At 42.2% G+C, this 15846-nt stretch carries 14 protein-coding genes, 2 tRNA genes and 1 pseudogene; 10 read left to right on the top strand and 7 right to left on the bottom strand.

Annotated features, from left to right (window positions below):
- Positions 1–68 precede the first annotated feature (68 nt).
- The 3 genes from hisB to hisG all read right to left on the bottom strand — a co-directional run bounded on the left by hisB (position 69) and on the right by hisG (position 2456).
- Positions 69–644, bottom strand: coding sequence for an imidazoleglycerol-phosphate dehydratase HisB (gene hisB / locus RG963_RS00085; protein ID WP_310574233.1), 576 nt, complete (start codon positions 642–644; stop codon positions 69–71).
- Between the two features lie 137 nt (positions 645–781).
- On the bottom strand, positions 782–1519 hold the full coding sequence (gene hisA, locus RG963_RS00080) for a 1-(5-phosphoribosyl)-5-[(5-phosphoribosylamino)methylideneamino]imidazole-4-carboxamide isomerase (protein WP_310574232.1): 738 nt from the start codon (positions 1517–1519) through the stop codon (positions 782–784).
- A gap of 67 nt (positions 1520–1586) precedes the next feature.
- A complete protein-coding gene (gene hisG, locus RG963_RS00075) occupies positions 1587–2456 on the bottom strand; it encodes an ATP phosphoribosyltransferase (RefSeq protein WP_310574231.1) in 870 nt (289 codons plus the stop codon).
- A gap of 473 nt (positions 2457–2929) precedes the next feature.
- On the opposite strand from hisG, the gene RG963_RS00070 reads away from it, so the two are divergent.
- The 9 genes from RG963_RS00070 (at position 2930) to RG963_RS00030 (ending at position 10717) form a co-directional block, all read left to right on the top strand.
- A complete protein-coding gene (locus RG963_RS00070; protein ID WP_310574230.1) occupies positions 2930–4126 on the top strand; it encodes a methionine adenosyltransferase in 1197 nt (398 codons plus the stop codon).
- Between the two features lie 544 nt (positions 4127–4670).
- Positions 4671–4786, top strand: a tRNA-Tyr gene (locus RG963_RS00065).
- Positions 4787–4898: 112 nt separating this feature from the next.
- Positions 4899–4971 (top strand) — tRNA-Asp (locus tag RG963_RS00060).
- Between the two features lie 353 nt (positions 4972–5324).
- Positions 5325–5957, top strand: a complete 633-nt coding sequence (locus RG963_RS00055; protein WP_310574229.1) for a hypothetical protein — start codon at positions 5325–5327, stop codon at positions 5955–5957.
- A gap of 39 nt (positions 5958–5996) precedes the next feature.
- Positions 5997–7166 (top strand): M24 family metallopeptidase, encoded by a 1170-nt coding sequence (locus RG963_RS00050; protein WP_310574228.1) that lies wholly within the window; start codon positions 5997–5999, stop codon positions 7164–7166.
- 166 nt (positions 7167–7332) lie between these two features.
- Entirely contained in the window at positions 7333–8223 is an 891-nt protein-coding gene (gene map / locus RG963_RS00045; protein ID WP_310574227.1) for a type II methionyl aminopeptidase, read from the top strand.
- A 224-nt stretch (positions 8224–8447) separates the two neighbouring features.
- A complete protein-coding gene (locus RG963_RS00040; protein WP_310574226.1) occupies positions 8448–9125 on the top strand; it encodes a hypothetical protein in 678 nt (225 codons plus the stop codon).
- Between the two features lie 27 nt (positions 9126–9152).
- Positions 9153–9440, top strand: coding sequence for a YunC family protein (locus tag RG963_RS00035; RefSeq protein ID WP_310574225.1), 288 nt, complete (start codon positions 9153–9155; stop codon positions 9438–9440).
- Between the two features lie 209 nt (positions 9441–9649).
- Positions 9650–10717, top strand: coding sequence for a TRM11 family methyltransferase (locus tag RG963_RS00030; protein ID WP_310574224.1), 1068 nt, complete (start codon positions 9650–9652; stop codon positions 10715–10717).
- 47 nt (positions 10718–10764) lie between these two features.
- On the opposite strand, the gene truA is transcribed toward RG963_RS00030, so the two are convergent.
- Together truA and RG963_RS00020 are read right to left on the bottom strand one after the other, a co-directional pair.
- Positions 10765–11574: a tRNA pseudouridine(38-40) synthase TruA gene (gene truA, locus RG963_RS00025; protein WP_310574223.1), complete on the bottom strand. Its 810-nt coding sequence runs from the start codon at positions 11572–11574 to the stop codon at positions 10765–10767.
- Positions 11575–11586: 12 nt separating this feature from the next.
- Entirely contained in the window at positions 11587–12558 is a 972-nt protein-coding gene (locus RG963_RS00020; protein ID WP_310574222.1) for an ArsR/SmtB family transcription factor, read from the bottom strand.
- Between the two features lie 190 nt (positions 12559–12748).
- Here RG963_RS00020 and RG963_RS00015 point away from each other — a divergent pair, with 190 nt between their 5' ends.
- The gene (locus RG963_RS00015) at positions 12749–13819 is read left to right on the top strand and encodes a formate--phosphoribosylaminoimidazolecarboxamide ligase (protein ID WP_310574221.1); all 1071 of its coding nucleotides are present in this window, start codon (positions 12749–12751) and stop codon (positions 13817–13819) included.
- 146 nt (positions 13820–13965) lie between these two features.
- On the opposite strand, the gene RG963_RS00010 is transcribed toward RG963_RS00015, so the two are convergent.
- Both RG963_RS00010 and RG963_RS00005 read right to left on the bottom strand, forming a co-directional pair.
- Positions 13966–14175 carry a hypothetical protein gene (locus RG963_RS00010; RefSeq protein WP_310574220.1) on the bottom strand — a complete coding sequence of 70 codons (210 nt, stop codon included), beginning with the start codon at positions 14173–14175 and terminating at the stop codon, positions 13966–13968.
- Between the two features lie 7 nt (positions 14176–14182).
- Positions 14183–14415 (bottom strand): annotated as a pseudogene (locus RG963_RS00005) (IS5/IS1182 family transposase); the annotation flags it as partial.
- Positions 14416–15846 lie beyond the last annotated feature (1431 nt).

Genomic DNA, 15846 nt, shown 5'->3' with positions numbered 1-15846 from the left:
AAATGGAACTCAGGCGACACAATTAGGGTGGCTTGACTCGGAGAGTAATAGCAATAAACAATAAAAGTTTATAGGGTGCCTTTAGTACTTTTTACCTCTTTGCCTTCGATTTTTACAGCCCTTTTCATGGCATAGGCAAAAGCTTTGAAAAGAGCTTCGATCTTGTGATGGTCGTTACCTCCGTAGACATTCGCATGTATGGTAATTTTTGCATTTGAGGCGAGAGTTTCAAAAAAGTGCTTCACAAGCTGAGTGCTGAACTGCCCAACCTGAGAGGCCGCAAACTCGGCTTTCAGGACAAGATAGCTGCGTCCACCTATGTCCAGGGCAACCTCGGCAAGAGCTTCGTCCATTGGAATTCTGGCTTCTCCAAAACGGGCGATCCCTGCCATGTTTCCAAGCGCGTCTACAAGAGCCCTTCCTAGAACTATCCCGACATCTTCTACCAGGTGGTGCTCATCCACATAAAGGTCGCCTTCGGCACGAATTTTAAGGTCAAATTCCGCGTGCCTTGCAAAAGAAGTAAGCATATGATCAAAAAACCCGATCCCAGTGCTAACATCTGCAATTCCTGTGCCATCAAGGTTAAGTTCAAGCTGGATGTCGGTTTCCTTTGTTTTTCGGGATATTTTGCCTGTTCTCATACAGCATCACATTCTCTTTAAATTTATAAATACTTTGTATTTGGTTGCCTGTTCATCTCTGGTCTCCTTTTTGCCCCGGAAAATTAAGGAAATGAGCAGTGGTGAATCTCTGCCAGTAAATTAAAAAAAGCTCCCGGTCATTTGCACCGGGTTGTCTCAATCGCATCTTCAAGTGTGAACCTACCTGTGTAGAGAGCGCTGCCTATCACAACTCCTGCAGCTCCAGTTTCCCTTAGAACTTGCAGATCTTGCAGAGAACTTACTCCTCCGGATGCGATTACAGGAATGCTGACAGATTCAACAAGTTCCTTTGTAGGGACAGGATTTACCCCCTGCATAAGGCCTTCTGTATCTATATTCGTAAAAAGCAAGCTGCCTGCACCCAGATCTTCAAATTTTCTGCCCATTTCCACAGGAGTTTGCATGCATTCTTCAGTCCAGCCCTTGATTGAGATTTTTCCATTTTTTGAATCCAGGGCAACGGTTACACATTCGTTACCAAAGGCGCTGGAAATCCGTTTTACAAGTTCCGGGTTCTGAAGGGCAGCGGTTCCTAGAATCACCCTCGAAACCCCTAGTTCAAGAAGAGAAACTGCATCCTCAAAGCTACGAATACCTCCTCCAACCTGAATACTCACTCCTTTTTCCCTGCACGAGCGGACGATTTTTTCAATTATCAAGGCGTTTTTGCGTTCGCCTTCGATTGCTCCGTCCAAATCTACCAGGTGAAGGGTCTTTGCTCCTCTTCCAACCCAGTCAAGGGAGATTGCAAGAGGGTCATCAAGGGATACGATTTCGCTGCCAGGTACACCCTGCACAAGCTGAACGCATTTCCCTCCCCTCATATCCACCGCAGGAATCACTTCGAAAACCATTGAAAATTACATCTCCGGAATATCTTCGAGAAATATCATTCTGTTTATTTTCCCAATCATTTTCCTTTCAGGGCATTATCCTTTCGATGGGGACGACAAGGATATCCTTTGCCCCGACTTTCTTAAGCTTGTTTACAATGGTAAAAATAAGATCCGCGTCCACGACGGCATGAACTGCAAGGATCGCTTCACCGGATAATTTACTGGGCTCAACCTTCATGACGGTTGGGCCTGACATTCCTGGCAAGACCTCTTTTACTGCCTTAAGGGAAGCCTCGGGAACATTCATCATAAGATAGCGCCGCTGCTTTGCATTGAGCACGCTTTCCAGTGCAGTTTTTATATCCAGGATTTTGTTCTTTGCCCTGAGGCTTTCTTTATTTGCGATCAGGTAGACAGTGGAAGAAAAGACTGCGTCAATAGCTTTTAAGCGGTTGATCATCAGAGTCGTTCCTGAACTTGAGATATCCACAATTGCGTCTGCAATTCCCACATGTGGAGTCATTTCACAGGCTCCGCTGACCGTTATGACCTCAATGTTAACTCCCAGCTTTTTAAAGTACTGACTCGTAATTTCCGGAAACTCGGTTGCAATCTTTTTGCCTTCAAGGTCCTGAGCTTTTTGGAAATTGGAATCCTCAGGGACAGCCAGAACAAGGCTGGCTTTCCCGAACTTCAGGTCCAGAAGGGTTTCAACCTTTGCTCCTCTTTCCGTAATGAGGTCCAGTCCCGTGACACCGACGTCTGCAGCTCCGTCCTGTACATACTCAGGGATATCAGCGGCCCTGGCAAAGAGGATCTGGATATCCGGATCTATAGTTTGTGCAAAGAGTTTTCGACTTTCGGCTCCTCCACTGATTGGGAGCCCTGAATCTTTGAAAATAGAGATTGTGGGTTCGTAAAGGCGTCCTTTGTTGGGTATTGCAATGCGAATCATCTACTGTGTCCTCGAATCAGTAATCTGCCGGGAAATTTTCCCCCGGGTAAGCTCATCCAAATAAAAACGTTTATTCAAAATACTCTAGTATAATATAGACTTCACGGTAAGATCTCATTGAAATTTTCCTTCGAGAAAAATAAGTTCATAGAGAATAACACAGCTTGGTGGAATTAATTTTAATAGGTAATTGAATAAGCTTTTAATATTAAAAGTAAAACTATATATTTTTTGTAAGTTCATTACTTCCAGTAATTAATTCACGGGAATAAATATATAGCCCTAGTAATCTAATAGAAACTGACTCTCGAGTCATATATATAATAATATTAATGTTATAGAGATATGGGAATTAATTAAAACTAAGTGCTAAGAAAAGCAGACTGATGATATAACTGACCGAAAAATAGTAAACCAATAACATCAACATTTACTAATAAAACTATTGTTAATTTTAAAAAAAGAGGATCCAAATGGCCCGAAATATCAAAGTAGAAGAGCTTTTGCAAACCCCGATTGAGAAACAGCGGATAGAGCTTGTAGAACGTAAAGGGATAGGGCACCCTGACAGCATATCGGACGGACTGGCCGAAGCCGTAAGCCGCGCACTATGCAGGGAATACATAAGCAAATGCGGAGCCGTACTCCACCACAACACCGACGAAACCCAGATCGTAGCCGGAAGATCCAGCCCTAAATTCGGGAGCGGAGAAGTGCTGCAACCAATATATATCCTACTGGTAGGCAGAGCCACAAAAGAGTTCGAAGGTGTTGAGCTTGCTACCGAATCTGTGGCCCTTCACGCTGCCAGAAGATACCTTAAGAATACCCTTGTGAATATGGACCTTGAAAGAGACGTGATCATGGACTGCAAACTCGGGACAGGGTCCTCAGACCTGAGGGATGTCTTCAAAAGAGATAGGGTTCCGGTTGCAAATGACACTTCATTCGGGGTTGGGCATGCTCCTTTTTCCGAACTTGAAAATCTCGTATACAATACAGAAAGGCAACTCCTCACGGACCTGAAATCACGCATGCCTGCAATCGGAGAAGATATGAAGGTCATGGGACTCAGGGATGGAGAAGATATAACCCTTACAATATGCAGCGGCATGATTGGGAGGTATATCGATGACCTGGACAGTTATATAAGCATGACCGAAGAGATGAAAACGTACGTAGAAGAACTCTCAACTCGCTACACCGAACGCGATGTGAAGGTCTGCATTAACACCGGAGATAACCTGAAAACCAGCTGTGTTTTCCTTACAGTTACAGGCACTTCAGCTGAAATGGGAGATGACGGTTCTGTCGGGCGTGGAAACCGCTGCAATGGGCTGATCACGCCAAACAGGCCTATGAGTATGGAGGCAACTAGCGGAAAGAATCCGATAAACCATATAGGCAAAATCTACAATCTCCTCTCGACTCAGATGTCCCGGGATATTGTAAGGCAAGTTCCGGACGTGCAGGATGTTTATGTCAGACTGCTTTCCCAGATCGGAAAACCCATTGACCAGCCACTCGTGGCAAGTGCACAGATTATCCCCAGGGAAGGAGCCTCTTTTGACAAGGCCAAAGCGGAAGCCGAAGTTGTCATTGATGACTGGCTTTCCAATGTGACAAAGATTACCGAAATGGTGATCAGAGGAGAATTGAATACTTTCTAAACAATGTAAATCTTATTGAGAAGAACCTTCCGGTTCTTTTCAAACCTTTTTTACTGCTATTATTTCTACTGCTATTATTTTTAATATTATCATTGTTAATCCGAAATTGCTTTTTAGAGACATATTATAAACAAATTAAGGCTGAAATTATAGATTTTCAAAAAATTAGAGATGAATATTGGGCTTTAAGGCAATTAGTGATATTAAGGTACTTTTTGTCATCTGAATGTAAGTCCTTTTAACAGGACTATAAGGTATCTTTGGCCATACGACTAAGAACTTTTCATCTGAGCCTGTTCCGAACTTAAAATTTACTTCTTTGAATTTAGCATTTAGATTATAATTAACTGAGTTCCGGATCATAAAAACAACTCGGAAAATTTCTGATAATTAAGAATTAAATGAGTTTTGGGACGAACTTTTATATGTGAAAAATTTTAAAAAGGTTTCCCTCTAAACCACATTCAGCGAAAAACATAAATATCATCACCATATATGGAGATGGTGCACTGAGGCAGTGCAGTAATTGATTAACATACATCGTCCCGCCTTAACTCAGTGGTAGAGTGCGCGGCTGTAGTTCGGCTCGTGCGGGAAAAATTACCCGTACATTTCTGCGCAGGCACCGCGATGTCCCCGGTTCGAGTCTGGGAGGCGGGACCTGAAACATTTACCAGAATCGAAAACCTTCAACGGGAACATTTATATATCGGAAAGACATTTAAGGTTTGCTCGCAACGCGGGCAAAAACAGTAGCTAAAGAGACTAAAGTGTCCGGATAGTGTAGAGGCCTATCATGGAGCCCTGTCGAGGCTCCGACTCGGGTTCGAATCCCGGTCCGGGCGCTTCTTTATTTCACTTTTATTTTTTAGTTCTGATGTAAGATGCTTCTAATTGTATCTTTTTCTAATTCCTACTTTCATTTAATTTTTACTTTCCTGTTTTTTACTTAACCTGATCTAGCTACCAGCCAATTTTACTTGTTTCTATTTTGAATCTATTCTTTTTTGGCTCAGCTGTGAATTCTACCGTATTTTAAACCCTTGACTCCGATTTCAGCTTACCTTTTTTTCCATTTATTCGACCAGTGTCATACTTTCTAGAAGCCTTGAAAATTATCCTTGAGATACGATGAGAAATAAACTATGTAAGAGAAAATAGATAAAAATTAAAAAGAAGGCAAGAGGGAAAATACAAAATGGAGAAGGAAACCGATATTTCAGATGAGCCCCGCGAAAAAATCAAACGTCTAAGGGAGAAATCGGAAGCTATTAGAGAGAAAATGGAAATTGAAGCCCTCACTTTTATTGAAGCTGCCAAAAGTTTCACCTTTGAATGGATTCGAAGAGAAATGGAAACCTCCATGCTTTCTTCGTATGGGATATCTTCTCCTGACAACTTGGAATTAGATAGCAAAAAACTCAATAGATCAAGGTCAGACCTGAATGAGTTGCCCCTTAGGATCCCGGATATTGTTGAAGCCCACCTCAACGGCGGCGATTACTGGGTTCACAGAAACGAATTGCTTCAGGTAGGAATTTCCAGGGACTATCTCGATTTTAAAAAAGAAAAAATTCGAAGAGAACTGACCTTGCGTATTCGGATAATCCTCGGATGCACTGCGGAAATTTTCTGGAAACCGGAAGAAGAGGAGCCTGAAAATAAAATCTTGGTAAAAGAGCTGGGAAGGAAGAAGTATGTATGCTTTCTCAGGTTTTCAGACGAAATGACAGAGCCTCTGAACCATTATTTTGCAATGCTCGAGGAGCTTTTTATTCTGGATTATGAAATGAAGGAAGAAATGTTAAGGATAAACGGAAAACCGTCCTGACAATAAGAACTTTATCCACAAACGCCAGAATAACCTTGCATGATAGAGCCAGAATTCAGCATAAAAAAAGCCCTTGAAGAAGCAGGAACCGATGCTTATCTTATGACAGGGAATATTCATGATTCCGATATTTATTATGTGACCCGCTTCCTGGCGTCCGACGATTTCGTATACCTGCAAACAGGAGCAGGAGAAGAAGTACTTTTTATTTCGGAGATGGAAAAAGGGAGAGCTGAAATCGAGTCAAGGGTTTCTACTATAAAGACGAATCAGGATTTAGGCTATCGGGAGAAGATCAAGGAGAAAAAAGACGCATCTATCGCCTATGCAGCCTGCATATCCGAGCTGCTCTCGGGAGAAGGAATAAAAAGAGTTGCAGTACCTTATTATTTTCCCATATTTTACTCGAATTCCCTCAAAGAAGCAGGTTTCTCCGTAGTGCCCATAAAAAGCCCTTTCAGGAAAATCAGGAGCTTGAAGAGGTCGGAAGAAATTGAAGCCATAAAGTATGCACAGACAGCTGGAGAAAAGGCTATGAAAGCCGCAATAGCACTGATAGCAGGAGCCGAAGAAAGGGAAGGTATTCTCTATCATGAAGGACAGGTGCTGACAGGATCTAAAGTGCTCTCAGTTATCGACCATGCCCTGCTTGATTATGGATGCGAGGCAGAAGAGACTATCGTTTCATGCGGCAGGGATACATCAAATCCCCATGGAACTACAGATGGCCCTTTAAAGGCAAACGCACCAATTATCCTGGACATTTTCCCGAGAAGCAAGAAGAAACGTTATTTTGCAGACATGACGCGCACAGTTCTGCATGGAAAGGCTTCGGAAGAGCTCAAAAAGATGTACGAAGCTGTATTTGCAGCCCAGAAAAAAGGGCTTGAAATGGTTAAGCCAGGAGTGCCGGCAGCTGATGTGCATAATGCGGTCTGTGATGTGTTCGAAGCGCATGGCTATGACACCTACATGAGTGGTTCGAAAGTAGGATTTATTCACTCCACAGGACATGGGGTCGGACTGGACATACATGAACTTCCGGGAGTTGGAGAAAACGGAGTTTTACTTGAAGTGGGCAACGTAATTACTATCGAACCCGGCTTATACTACCCTGAAACCGGAGGAATACGGCTTGAAGATATGGTACTGGTTACTGAAAATGGATGTGAAAATCTTACAGGACTGGAAAAGAGATTTGTATTATAACATCTTTATAATTTAAAAAATCTGTTTGAATCTGTTTATATCTTCTTTGATAATACCTAACCTGTCCAAATCGAAAATTCACGGTTTACAAGCGGGAACACACACTCAGGAATTTACAATTTATCAATCCGGGCAGGGATCTATTATCATCCAATAAGGAGTCAACATGACTGATAATGTGCACAATAAAGAAGAGATCCTTGAAAAATACAGGGACGCAGGCAGGATCCTGAAGATTGTCAGGGCCGAAGCCGTGGAAATGATCAGGATCGGAAACAGTCTGCTGAAAGTTGCGGAATTTGTGGAAAATCGGACTATAGAGCTTGGGGGAAGGCCGGCTTTTCCCTGCAACATATCTAGAAACGAAGAGGCCGCACATGCAACCCCAAAGGCAGGAAGCGCTGACGTTTTTGGAAAAGATATGGTCAAGCTGGACCTTGGAGTCCACGTGGACGGATACATTGCAGACGCGGCTGTGACTGTTGACCTTTCAGGAAATCCGGATATCCTTAAAGCAGCTGAAGAGGCTCTTGCCGCAGCCATTGACCTTGCAAGGCCAGGGATTGCTACAGGAGAAATCGGGGCTGCAATCGAGGACAGTATTCGCAGTTATGGATTGAATCCGATAATGAACCTGACAGGCCACGGGCTTTCCCAATACGAGGCTCATGATGAACCTTCTGTTCCGAACAGGCATGTAGAAGGAGGAGTCGTTCTAAAGGAAGGAGATGTGCTTGCAATCGAGCCCTTCGCTACGGATGGTGCAGGTTTTGTCCATGACGGAAATTGGGCCGAAATATATAGCCTTATAAGAAAAAAGCCGGTCCGCATGCCTGCAGTCCGAAACGTCCTGAAACAGGTAGAAGAATACAGGGAATTGCCTTTTGCAAAGCGCTGGCTTGAGTCCGACAGGCTGGAGTTTGTATTAATCCAGCTTGAAAAAGCAGGAATTCTTCACTCTTATCCCGTGCTTCTTGAAAGTGCAGGTGGACTTGTAGCCCAGGCAGAGCACACCATAGTAATAACCCAGGACGGCTGCGAAGTCACAACAAAATAAAACCGGAAAAGAATAGAGAAAAAATAAAACCGGGAAAAGAGAAGAGGAAGAATAATAAGGTGAAAAAAGAGTGATAAATAAAAGATGAGTTGAGCGCCTTGAAACTGTATAACCTTCTTTTAACCTGGTTTTTATTAATAACTCTTCTTACGCCTGCCCTTTTGGCAGAACCCTGTACTGCTGCCTTCATTCCTAGTAATAACATCACACTGGAAAGGGGAGGAATGACCTGGGAATATGAAGAACAAATTACAGACAACGAATCCGTTATTTTTAGGGATTTTATAGACCTGCAAGCAGGCAATGACGACAACTTTGTCAATGCCTGGGAAATCCTGAAAGCGGAGACAGTTCTCAGGAACAGAATGGAAAAAGCTATAGAAACAAAACCTGACGTAAAGCTTAATGGTACTTTAGAGGCTATTAAAGTCAAGGATGTTGATTTCTGGATCTCGAAAGAAGCTCTCGGCAAGACCAATAAAAGTTCGGCTATTACAAACCGCGCCACTGTAACCTACAATTTTGAAAAAGAAGCAGGTCAGGAAACCGAAATCTGGTTCATGGGCACTCCGAACTCGAATCTTACGATCAGATTACCTCAGGGTTTTGATGCAGAGATAATCGAAGGACTGAATGGAAAAAATTCGGGATTTGAAAACAACCTTACCGTGCTCAAAGGCAGCTTCGACTCTAGTGGAAATATAACTCTCTGGCTTTCTGAGAACGAGAGCTCAAGAGGAAAATTGCAGGAAATAACAGAAAATACTGAGAAGGCTGTAGAAAACGAGAGCACAGAAATCAGGAACAAAACCGTAGCTGCTGAAGAAACAGCAGAGGCCCGGGAATCCTCAGGGTTTTTCAAAAATTTCCTTACACAGCTCCACCTGAGTCCAAAAAGTTAATCTGGCTTGAAGCTTATTCTGAAAAACATGCTCATAGAACAAATCCGACTTGAAGGCGGGTGCGCCCTTGGCCTCCGCTTTGAGATGCAAAAATATCCCCTTCTGGTTATAAGGGCAGAAAAAGGGTTCCTGATGTGCGGATACCTGAATGTAAATGCTGCAGAGACACTCGGGGATACGGCAGCAAAGGTAAAAGGCGTACAAAGTTTTGAAGATATGCTCAAAGCCCAGGTCGTCGAAGTAACTCAGTTAGCCAGGGAACTTGGGATTAAGCCCGGAATGACTGGCAGGGAAACCCTGGAAAAAATGTTTTAAGAAAAAATTGCTTTTAACTAAAAGGATTGCTTTTAATTGATACTTATTCAGGCAATTTCTGCCGGATTTGCCGCTTTCACTTTTTGAGAAATTCCATTTAATGGCGGAGGATTATCCTCGCATTCGCATAATAAATTTGACATTATTTCCGAATTACACGCTACGAATATTATTTCAAACTATAATTATCAACTTATTCCGGATCACCAATGTTATACGCTTTTGAACTCTCTGGAGAGCATGAAGAACTGCCATCTGCCGAAGTCTTTGCCTGCCTCAAAATAGAAGGGCTTGATTTTCACCCTCACACCAGGATTGATCAGTGCCTGGTAGTGGATATAGCAGGCAAAGAAGAGGGTGTGGAAAGAATACTTAGAGGCCCGATAACCGAAAGGCTGTCAATGACCCACCATATCCTTAAAGTTGTAGGAATTTCCGAAAATACCCCGGACATGATCCTGAAACTTGCAGAGGCATTTGATCCCTCTAGCTATATCAGGGAAGGACAAAGTTTTGTGGTCAGGGCAAAACGGATCAAACATAATGTGGACTTTCCGGGCGAGCTTCTTGAACAGAAAATCGGAGGCTGCATCTACAGAAAGGGCTTTCGGGCAAATCTGAAAAACCCTGATGTGGAATTTAGAGTAATCCTGAGTGAAAAAGCTGTACTGGGGACCATCCTGTCTTCTATCGACAGAAACGCATACGAATCCAGAACTCCCCAGAACAAACCTTTTTTCCATCCTGGGGTCCTTATGCCCAGGGTCGCACGCGTCCTTGCAAACCTGTCAGGAATAAAGCCAGGTGAACTCATTCTGGATCCCTTCTGCGGCACTGCCGGTATTCTTGTTGAAGCCGGACTTGTGGGAGCAAGGGTTATAGGAGTCGATGCCCAGGAAAAACTTGTTGTGGGTGCCCGTATGAATCTTGAAGCCTTTAAGCTGGACTATGCTCTGATGGAAGGGGACGCCTGTAGGATTCCGTTTAAGGAAGCAACAATAAATGCAGTCGTTACTGACCCGCCATACGGCAGGTCGGCAGCAGTTATTGCCGGATCCCTGGAAGAACTTTATTCCTGTGCTCTGGAGGAGATCCACCGTGTTCTGAAGCCAGGAGGCATAGCAATTGTAGTTTCGGACAAGGCCGCATTAGAATACGGAGAAAAGGCAGGACTTAAGGTTCTTGATATTTATGTCCAGAGAGTGCATAGAAGCCTTACCCGGACAATAACTATTTTTCAGAAAGAAGTGGAAATGAAAATGGAAATAAAAAATTAGAATCAAAATTAAATGTAGAATATAAAGAATGCCCTTAAAGGGCATTCTTACTCATGAGAAATCAGTTCTTCAAGTACTTCTGCCATAACCCTATGGCTGAGTATGCGTTTCTGGTTTTGCTCACCTGCTCTCCTTATGGAATAATTGTCATCGACCCATCTCAGATTTTCTTTGTAATTCACTTTCATAAGGGTCAACCCATAGGCAGGAGCAGGTTCGATTCCTTCTTCGTATATATCGGGATTTAGCATCTGAAGCAGCCAATCGTTATCACGTACTCCTTTTCCGATCATGGAAAGTGCGGTCACTATTTTTCGGACCATATTCCAGAGGAAACTATGTCCAACAACATCGATTTTTGTAAGCTCTCCATCTACGCGGGCGTTTATCCTTTCCAGGGTGCGAATCGTACTCTTTTCTCCATCGGTTCTTGAAAAGTTTTCAAAATCATGGGTTCCAATCAGCAATTTTGAAGCTTCCCGGATCCTGGATATATTGTACTCTTCCCCGCTCATCACATAGCGGTAGTGTCTGGAAACCGCATCTCTCCGAGCGTCAAAGTCGAGGGGCACTTCCGCGTGGGCCCAGGCCCAGATCGTTGGGGGAAGTTCGGAGTTTATGGCCCTTGGAATTGCTAGGTTCGGTTTGTCCGTGTCAAAAGCGACAATCTGTTCGAGGGCATGAACCCCAGCGTCGGTCCTGCCGGCACAGGTATAATTAGCAGATTTGGGGCTTTCTATGATCCCGAGATTCCGAAGAGCCTTGAAGAGTTCTCCCTCCACGGTCTCGACATTGGGCTGGATCTGGGAGCCGTGAAACTCGGTGCCTATGTATGCAAGCTTTAAAGCGACTCTCATACCAATCTCTGATTACTTGGCTTTTTTCTTATAATAGACTTCTCTTACAATCATCAGAAATACTATAAAAATACATCCGAAAAGAAACCAGACTCCAGGGTGAAGAGAAAGAGTATCATAAAGCCCGTGAATCCCGCCTGCATGAGCGAGCCCTTCAGACGGGACAGGGGGAAGCCCATGAGTAGAATCCAAACCATCTGGAGAGGACATGGGAACCTCAGCAGCTCCGTGAACCGGGCCAGCTTCCACTCCAGAAGATGTATTTCCTGTTCCGGTTTTCAAAGTCTCATAACTTGCCTGCGGAGCTCCTTCTGGTATCTGCTGGTCGAGAGCTAGCTTAGGGCTCATATTGTTGCTCTCGTTGACTCTCGTAACCATTGCTTCGGGGGAAGACTTATTTGCTGCCTCAGTTACCCCCATTCTCAAGGGAGCAGTTGCATCAACGATCCTTTGTGCCTGCATATAGGCTGAAAAGTATTCTATCCCCGCAACTGCAAAAAAGGCAGCTCCGATTACCCCCATGTACTTCTGCAGCAGACTTATGATAGAGAGCTTGTCTATAGAGGTCCTCGAAGGAACAAGGACAATCAGTTTTTCTACTGACTCGTAGATTTTTATCTGCCGCCCTTTCTGGCTCCATTTTATTTGTTTGATTTTTATAAGATCGGATTCGAACAGAGAATCAAGATTATACTTAACAGTGGTAAGGGGGAGATTCAGCTCCTCTGCAATCTTGGTTGCAGACATGCTTTTTTTCCCGAGCAGTTCTAGGATCTTTAACGATGTTTCATTGGAAAGAATCTGCGTGATCTTTCTGGATTCCCCATTTACCGGGAGAATAAGCACCCTGCTGTCCTGATCCATTCGGTCAGGCCCTTCCAGCATCTCGCTGGTTTCCGATAAACCATCTCGATCTTCAAGCCCGTCTAAACCATTTCGATCTTCAAGCCCGTCTAAACCATTTCGATCTTCAAGCCCGTTCATACTTATTTCCTGAGTTAAAAACCTGCTTATTTTTATTCAGTCTGTACTTTAGTTTGTACCGATCTTAATATAAATTTTTATTTATTATAGGTAAATATACATCAACTACTATATTTATATATAGAATCCAGACCTTAACCTTAAATATAACATTGTATATTCTAATCTAAATTTTCCGCTGGTACCAATTATGATCACAAAACAGCAGGTTCTTGAATTTCTGAATAATTACGATTTAGAAAACATTACAATTGCAACAGTCTGCTCTCACTCAAGCCTTCAAATATTTGATGGAGCTCGAAAAGAAGGATTCAGGACTCTGGGAATCTGCGTTGGCAAACCGCCTAAATTTTATGAAGCATTCCCCAAGGCAAAGCCAGATGAATACCTTGTTGTCGAAAGCTATGAAGATATAATGAATAAGGCCGAAGAACTTAGACAGAAAAACACTATCATTATTCCTCATGGTTCATTTGTTGCTTACTTGGGCACGGAAAATTTTGCAAAGATGGCTGTGCCTACATTCGGGAACCGGGCTGTACTTGAATGGGAATCGGACAGGGATAAAGAAAGGGAGTGGCTACTGGGAGCAGGCATTCACATGCCCGGTAAAATCGATGACCCTCACGATATCAATGGGCCTGTAATGGTTAAGTACGATGGAGCAAAGGGAGGAAAAGGTTTCTTCGTTGCAAAAACCTTTGAAGAATTCGATGAGCTCGTAGACCATACACAGAAGTACACAATTCAGGAATTTATTACCGGAACCCGTTATTACCTTCACTACTTCTACTCTCCGATCAGAAATGAGGGATACACTTTAAGCGAGGGCAGCCTTGAGCTTCTTAGCATGGACCGCAGGGTAGAGTCCAATGCCGATGAGATCTTCAGGCTCGGCTCACCCAGGGAACTTATAGAAGCAGGTATCCGTCCTACATATGTGGTCACAGGAAACGTACCCCTAGTAGCAAGAGAATCCCTGCTGCCGCTTATCTTTTCGCTGGGAGAACGTGTAGTTGAAGAGTCTCTGGGCCTTTTTGGCGGGATGATAGGAGCTTTCTGCCTTGAAACGGTTTTTACGGATTCGCTTGAGATTAAGGTATTTGAGATTTCGGCAAGGATTGTAGCGGGGACAAACCTTTACGTATCAGGTTCCCCTTATGCGGACCTGATGCAGGAAAACCTCTCCACCGGAAGGAGAATGGCCCAGGAAATCAAAATAGCTGCTCAGACAAATCAGCTGGATAAAATAATCTCCTGAGCAAAAAATGTTTGAGCAAATAATATGTGAGTGAATAATATCCCTGAAGCTGTTTAAGTTTTCAGAATCCTTTAAATTGTTTCTCAACGGTTGAACCATTTTCAACCCTGGAGTTTTCTTTTTTCAGATAGACTTTTCGGGGCTAATTAAGGGAAATATGCATCTACTGTTTTTCTCACTTCTTTTAGCCACATTTGTCTTTCTTCAAGCTTGCTGGTAACTATAACCCCAAACATTTTTCTATAAAAGTTTTTTACTCCGCAAAAATCGAAAATACAATTTTTCCAGAGTACCTCGAGTGGATCGCCAAATATTTGCAGTTTCCTTTCTTTCGGTGTATTTGATGTATTGAACACTAAGAGCCTATCCGAAAAGTCCCGCTGCTCTAAATATTATCCATGCACATGCTAACTGAAGCATAGCAAGGTAATTCTCAACCTTTTTTTCCCATCTTATAAGCAGCCTTCTGAATCTGTTTCCATATAGATATTCTGAATTCCCTCATCTGGAGAAGGTCTTTCAAAAAGAATGGCATCTAAAGTTTCTTTTTCAAGCTTTTTATAGTGACGATTTGCTCCATCAACAGTTACCGAAAGGGTTCCGTCGCAAAAATAATTTTCCTGTACTTTGAGGCTATTATTAGTTCCTTTAAATGTTATTTTAACCTCAATTTGATCACTCAAATTACCTTATTGTGAAGGTTTTGCACGATTTTGTAAAATGCTCTGAATTTTTGCAACGGAACCCTCTTTTTCTCATTTCACCTGAGTCAAGGGCTTATTAGTGATTTTTACCATAAGTAAGATAATCAGTCAATGCTTTGTTAAACTTAACATCTAGAAATTCAAGCGCGCTAGGTATTAGAAAGCTGAACTCTGATTTATCATCTTTCTCAGAGCTTATTTTCACATCATAATTATTATAAAAATTCACAATAAAGTATCCACGCCGTGCGTTTCGTGCATGTTGAAGTATCTTTTCACGATTTTTCGCGTACATTTGCCGAGCCATTTTTTCAGGTAACATGATATTACTGTTTGTTGGGCTTCCTATTAGTTCTTTTTCTGTTGTATCTACCCGAAATTATATTATATTGGAATAAAAGGCGTCTGCTAGTGTTTTCCATTGGAAATGAGGGATGCATGCACAAGGAATTCTCTCGATAACAAATTACATTAGAAATGAATAGGTTCCGTTGCAAAAAAATATTTCTGCAATTTGACACTATAATAGAACAGAGTAAAGATCATTTACTTGTCCTTTTTTGATCATATTTATAGCTTCAATTTCTTTTAAAGTCTTATTAGCAGCTTGAAAACATTGAAAGCCTAGAATTGAAGTAATCATCAAAAGTTCCAATGGAAATAAACTATTGAGAAATTTGAGGAAAACTAAAGGTTTAAGTTCAAAAATAAGATTTTCTACTCAAAACACTATTCGTATGAAAATCAATCTCATTCGTAATACTGAACTTATATACCCGATAAGATTTTACCTTTCCTTCGGGTGGAAATCAGTTAATTCATGTAAGTGCCCCAATTTCTGAGACTTCCTTCATTTTTGACCAACGTTTGTTAACTCAATTGAAGATATCGATATCGGCTAACACTTGCTATGTGTTTTTGTTTATTGTCATTCCAAAGACTATGTAATGATTTTAAAAAACCGTAATCAAGAGGCTTAATATTTTGAAGAGCTGTATTTTCCCTTCGATAACCGCCATCAAATGCAAAAAAACTATGAGAAACATATAGGCAGAATTATGGAGGATCATTTTGCATATGTTTTAGTAAAAGCTCTGTACATTTTCGATTTCTGGTAAAATATTCCGAAATCAGAAGCTAAAGCGAGGAAAAATTCACATATTTTCCCATAAAAAACCGGTCTAACTAAAAAAACATAAGATAAGGACTCTGTTTAAAGTATGCCCTTGAACGCTCACTTAGTTTTCCCTACACATGAAACAAAAAAAACACGACGAGCAGAGGATTCCAATTATAATTCATTCTCCTTTTCAGTGACAGATT

Source organism: Methanosarcina baikalica (assembly GCF_031461075.1).
GTDB lineage: Archaea > Halobacteriota > Methanosarcinia > Methanosarcinales > Methanosarcinaceae > Methanosarcina > Methanosarcina baikalica.
The sequence above is the reverse complement of the archived record's forward strand: the minus strand, read 5'-3'. Positions and strand labels throughout refer to the sequence as shown.

Bases quoted from the DNA above. Each gene is read 5' to 3' on its own strand.
- RG963_RS00070 (WP_310574230.1), top strand. From the start codon at position 2,930: ATGGCCCGAAATATCAAAGTAGAAGAGCTTTTGCAAACCCCGATTGAG.
- RG963_RS00050 (WP_310574228.1), top strand. From the start codon at position 5,997: ATGATAGAGCCAGAATTCAGCATAAAAAAAGCCCTTGAAGAAGCAGGA.
- RG963_RS00055 (WP_310574229.1), top strand. From the start codon at position 5,325: ATGGAGAAGGAAACCGATATTTCAGATGAGCCCCGCGAAAAAATCAAA.
- truA (WP_310574223.1), bottom strand. From the start codon at position 11,574: ATGAGAGTCGCTTTAAAGCTTGCATACATAGGCACCGAGTTTCACGGC.
- hisB (WP_310574233.1), bottom strand. From the start codon at position 644: ATGAGAACAGGCAAAATATCCCGAAAAACAAAGGAAACCGACATCCAG.
- hisA (WP_310574232.1), bottom strand. From the start codon at position 1,519: ATGGTTTTCGAAGTGATTCCTGCGGTGGATATGAGGGGAGGGAAATGC.
- RG963_RS00030 (WP_310574224.1), top strand. From the start codon at position 9,650: ATGTTATACGCTTTTGAACTCTCTGGAGAGCATGAAGAACTGCCATCT.
- RG963_RS00015 (WP_310574221.1), top strand. From the start codon at position 12,749: ATGATCACAAAACAGCAGGTTCTTGAATTTCTGAATAATTACGATTTA.
- RG963_RS00040 (WP_310574226.1), top strand. From the start codon at position 8,448: ATGACCTGGGAATATGAAGAACAAATTACAGACAACGAATCCGTTATT.
- hisG (WP_310574231.1), bottom strand. From the start codon at position 2,456: ATGATTCGCATTGCAATACCCAACAAAGGACGCCTTTACGAACCCACA.
- RG963_RS00035 (WP_310574225.1), top strand. From the start codon at position 9,153: ATGCTCATAGAACAAATCCGACTTGAAGGCGGGTGCGCCCTTGGCCTC.
- map (WP_310574227.1), top strand. From the start codon at position 7,333: ATGACTGATAATGTGCACAATAAAGAAGAGATCCTTGAAAAATACAGG.
- RG963_RS00020 (WP_310574222.1), bottom strand. From the start codon at position 12,558: ATGAACGGGCTTGAAGATCGAAATGGTTTAGACGGGCTTGAAGATCGA.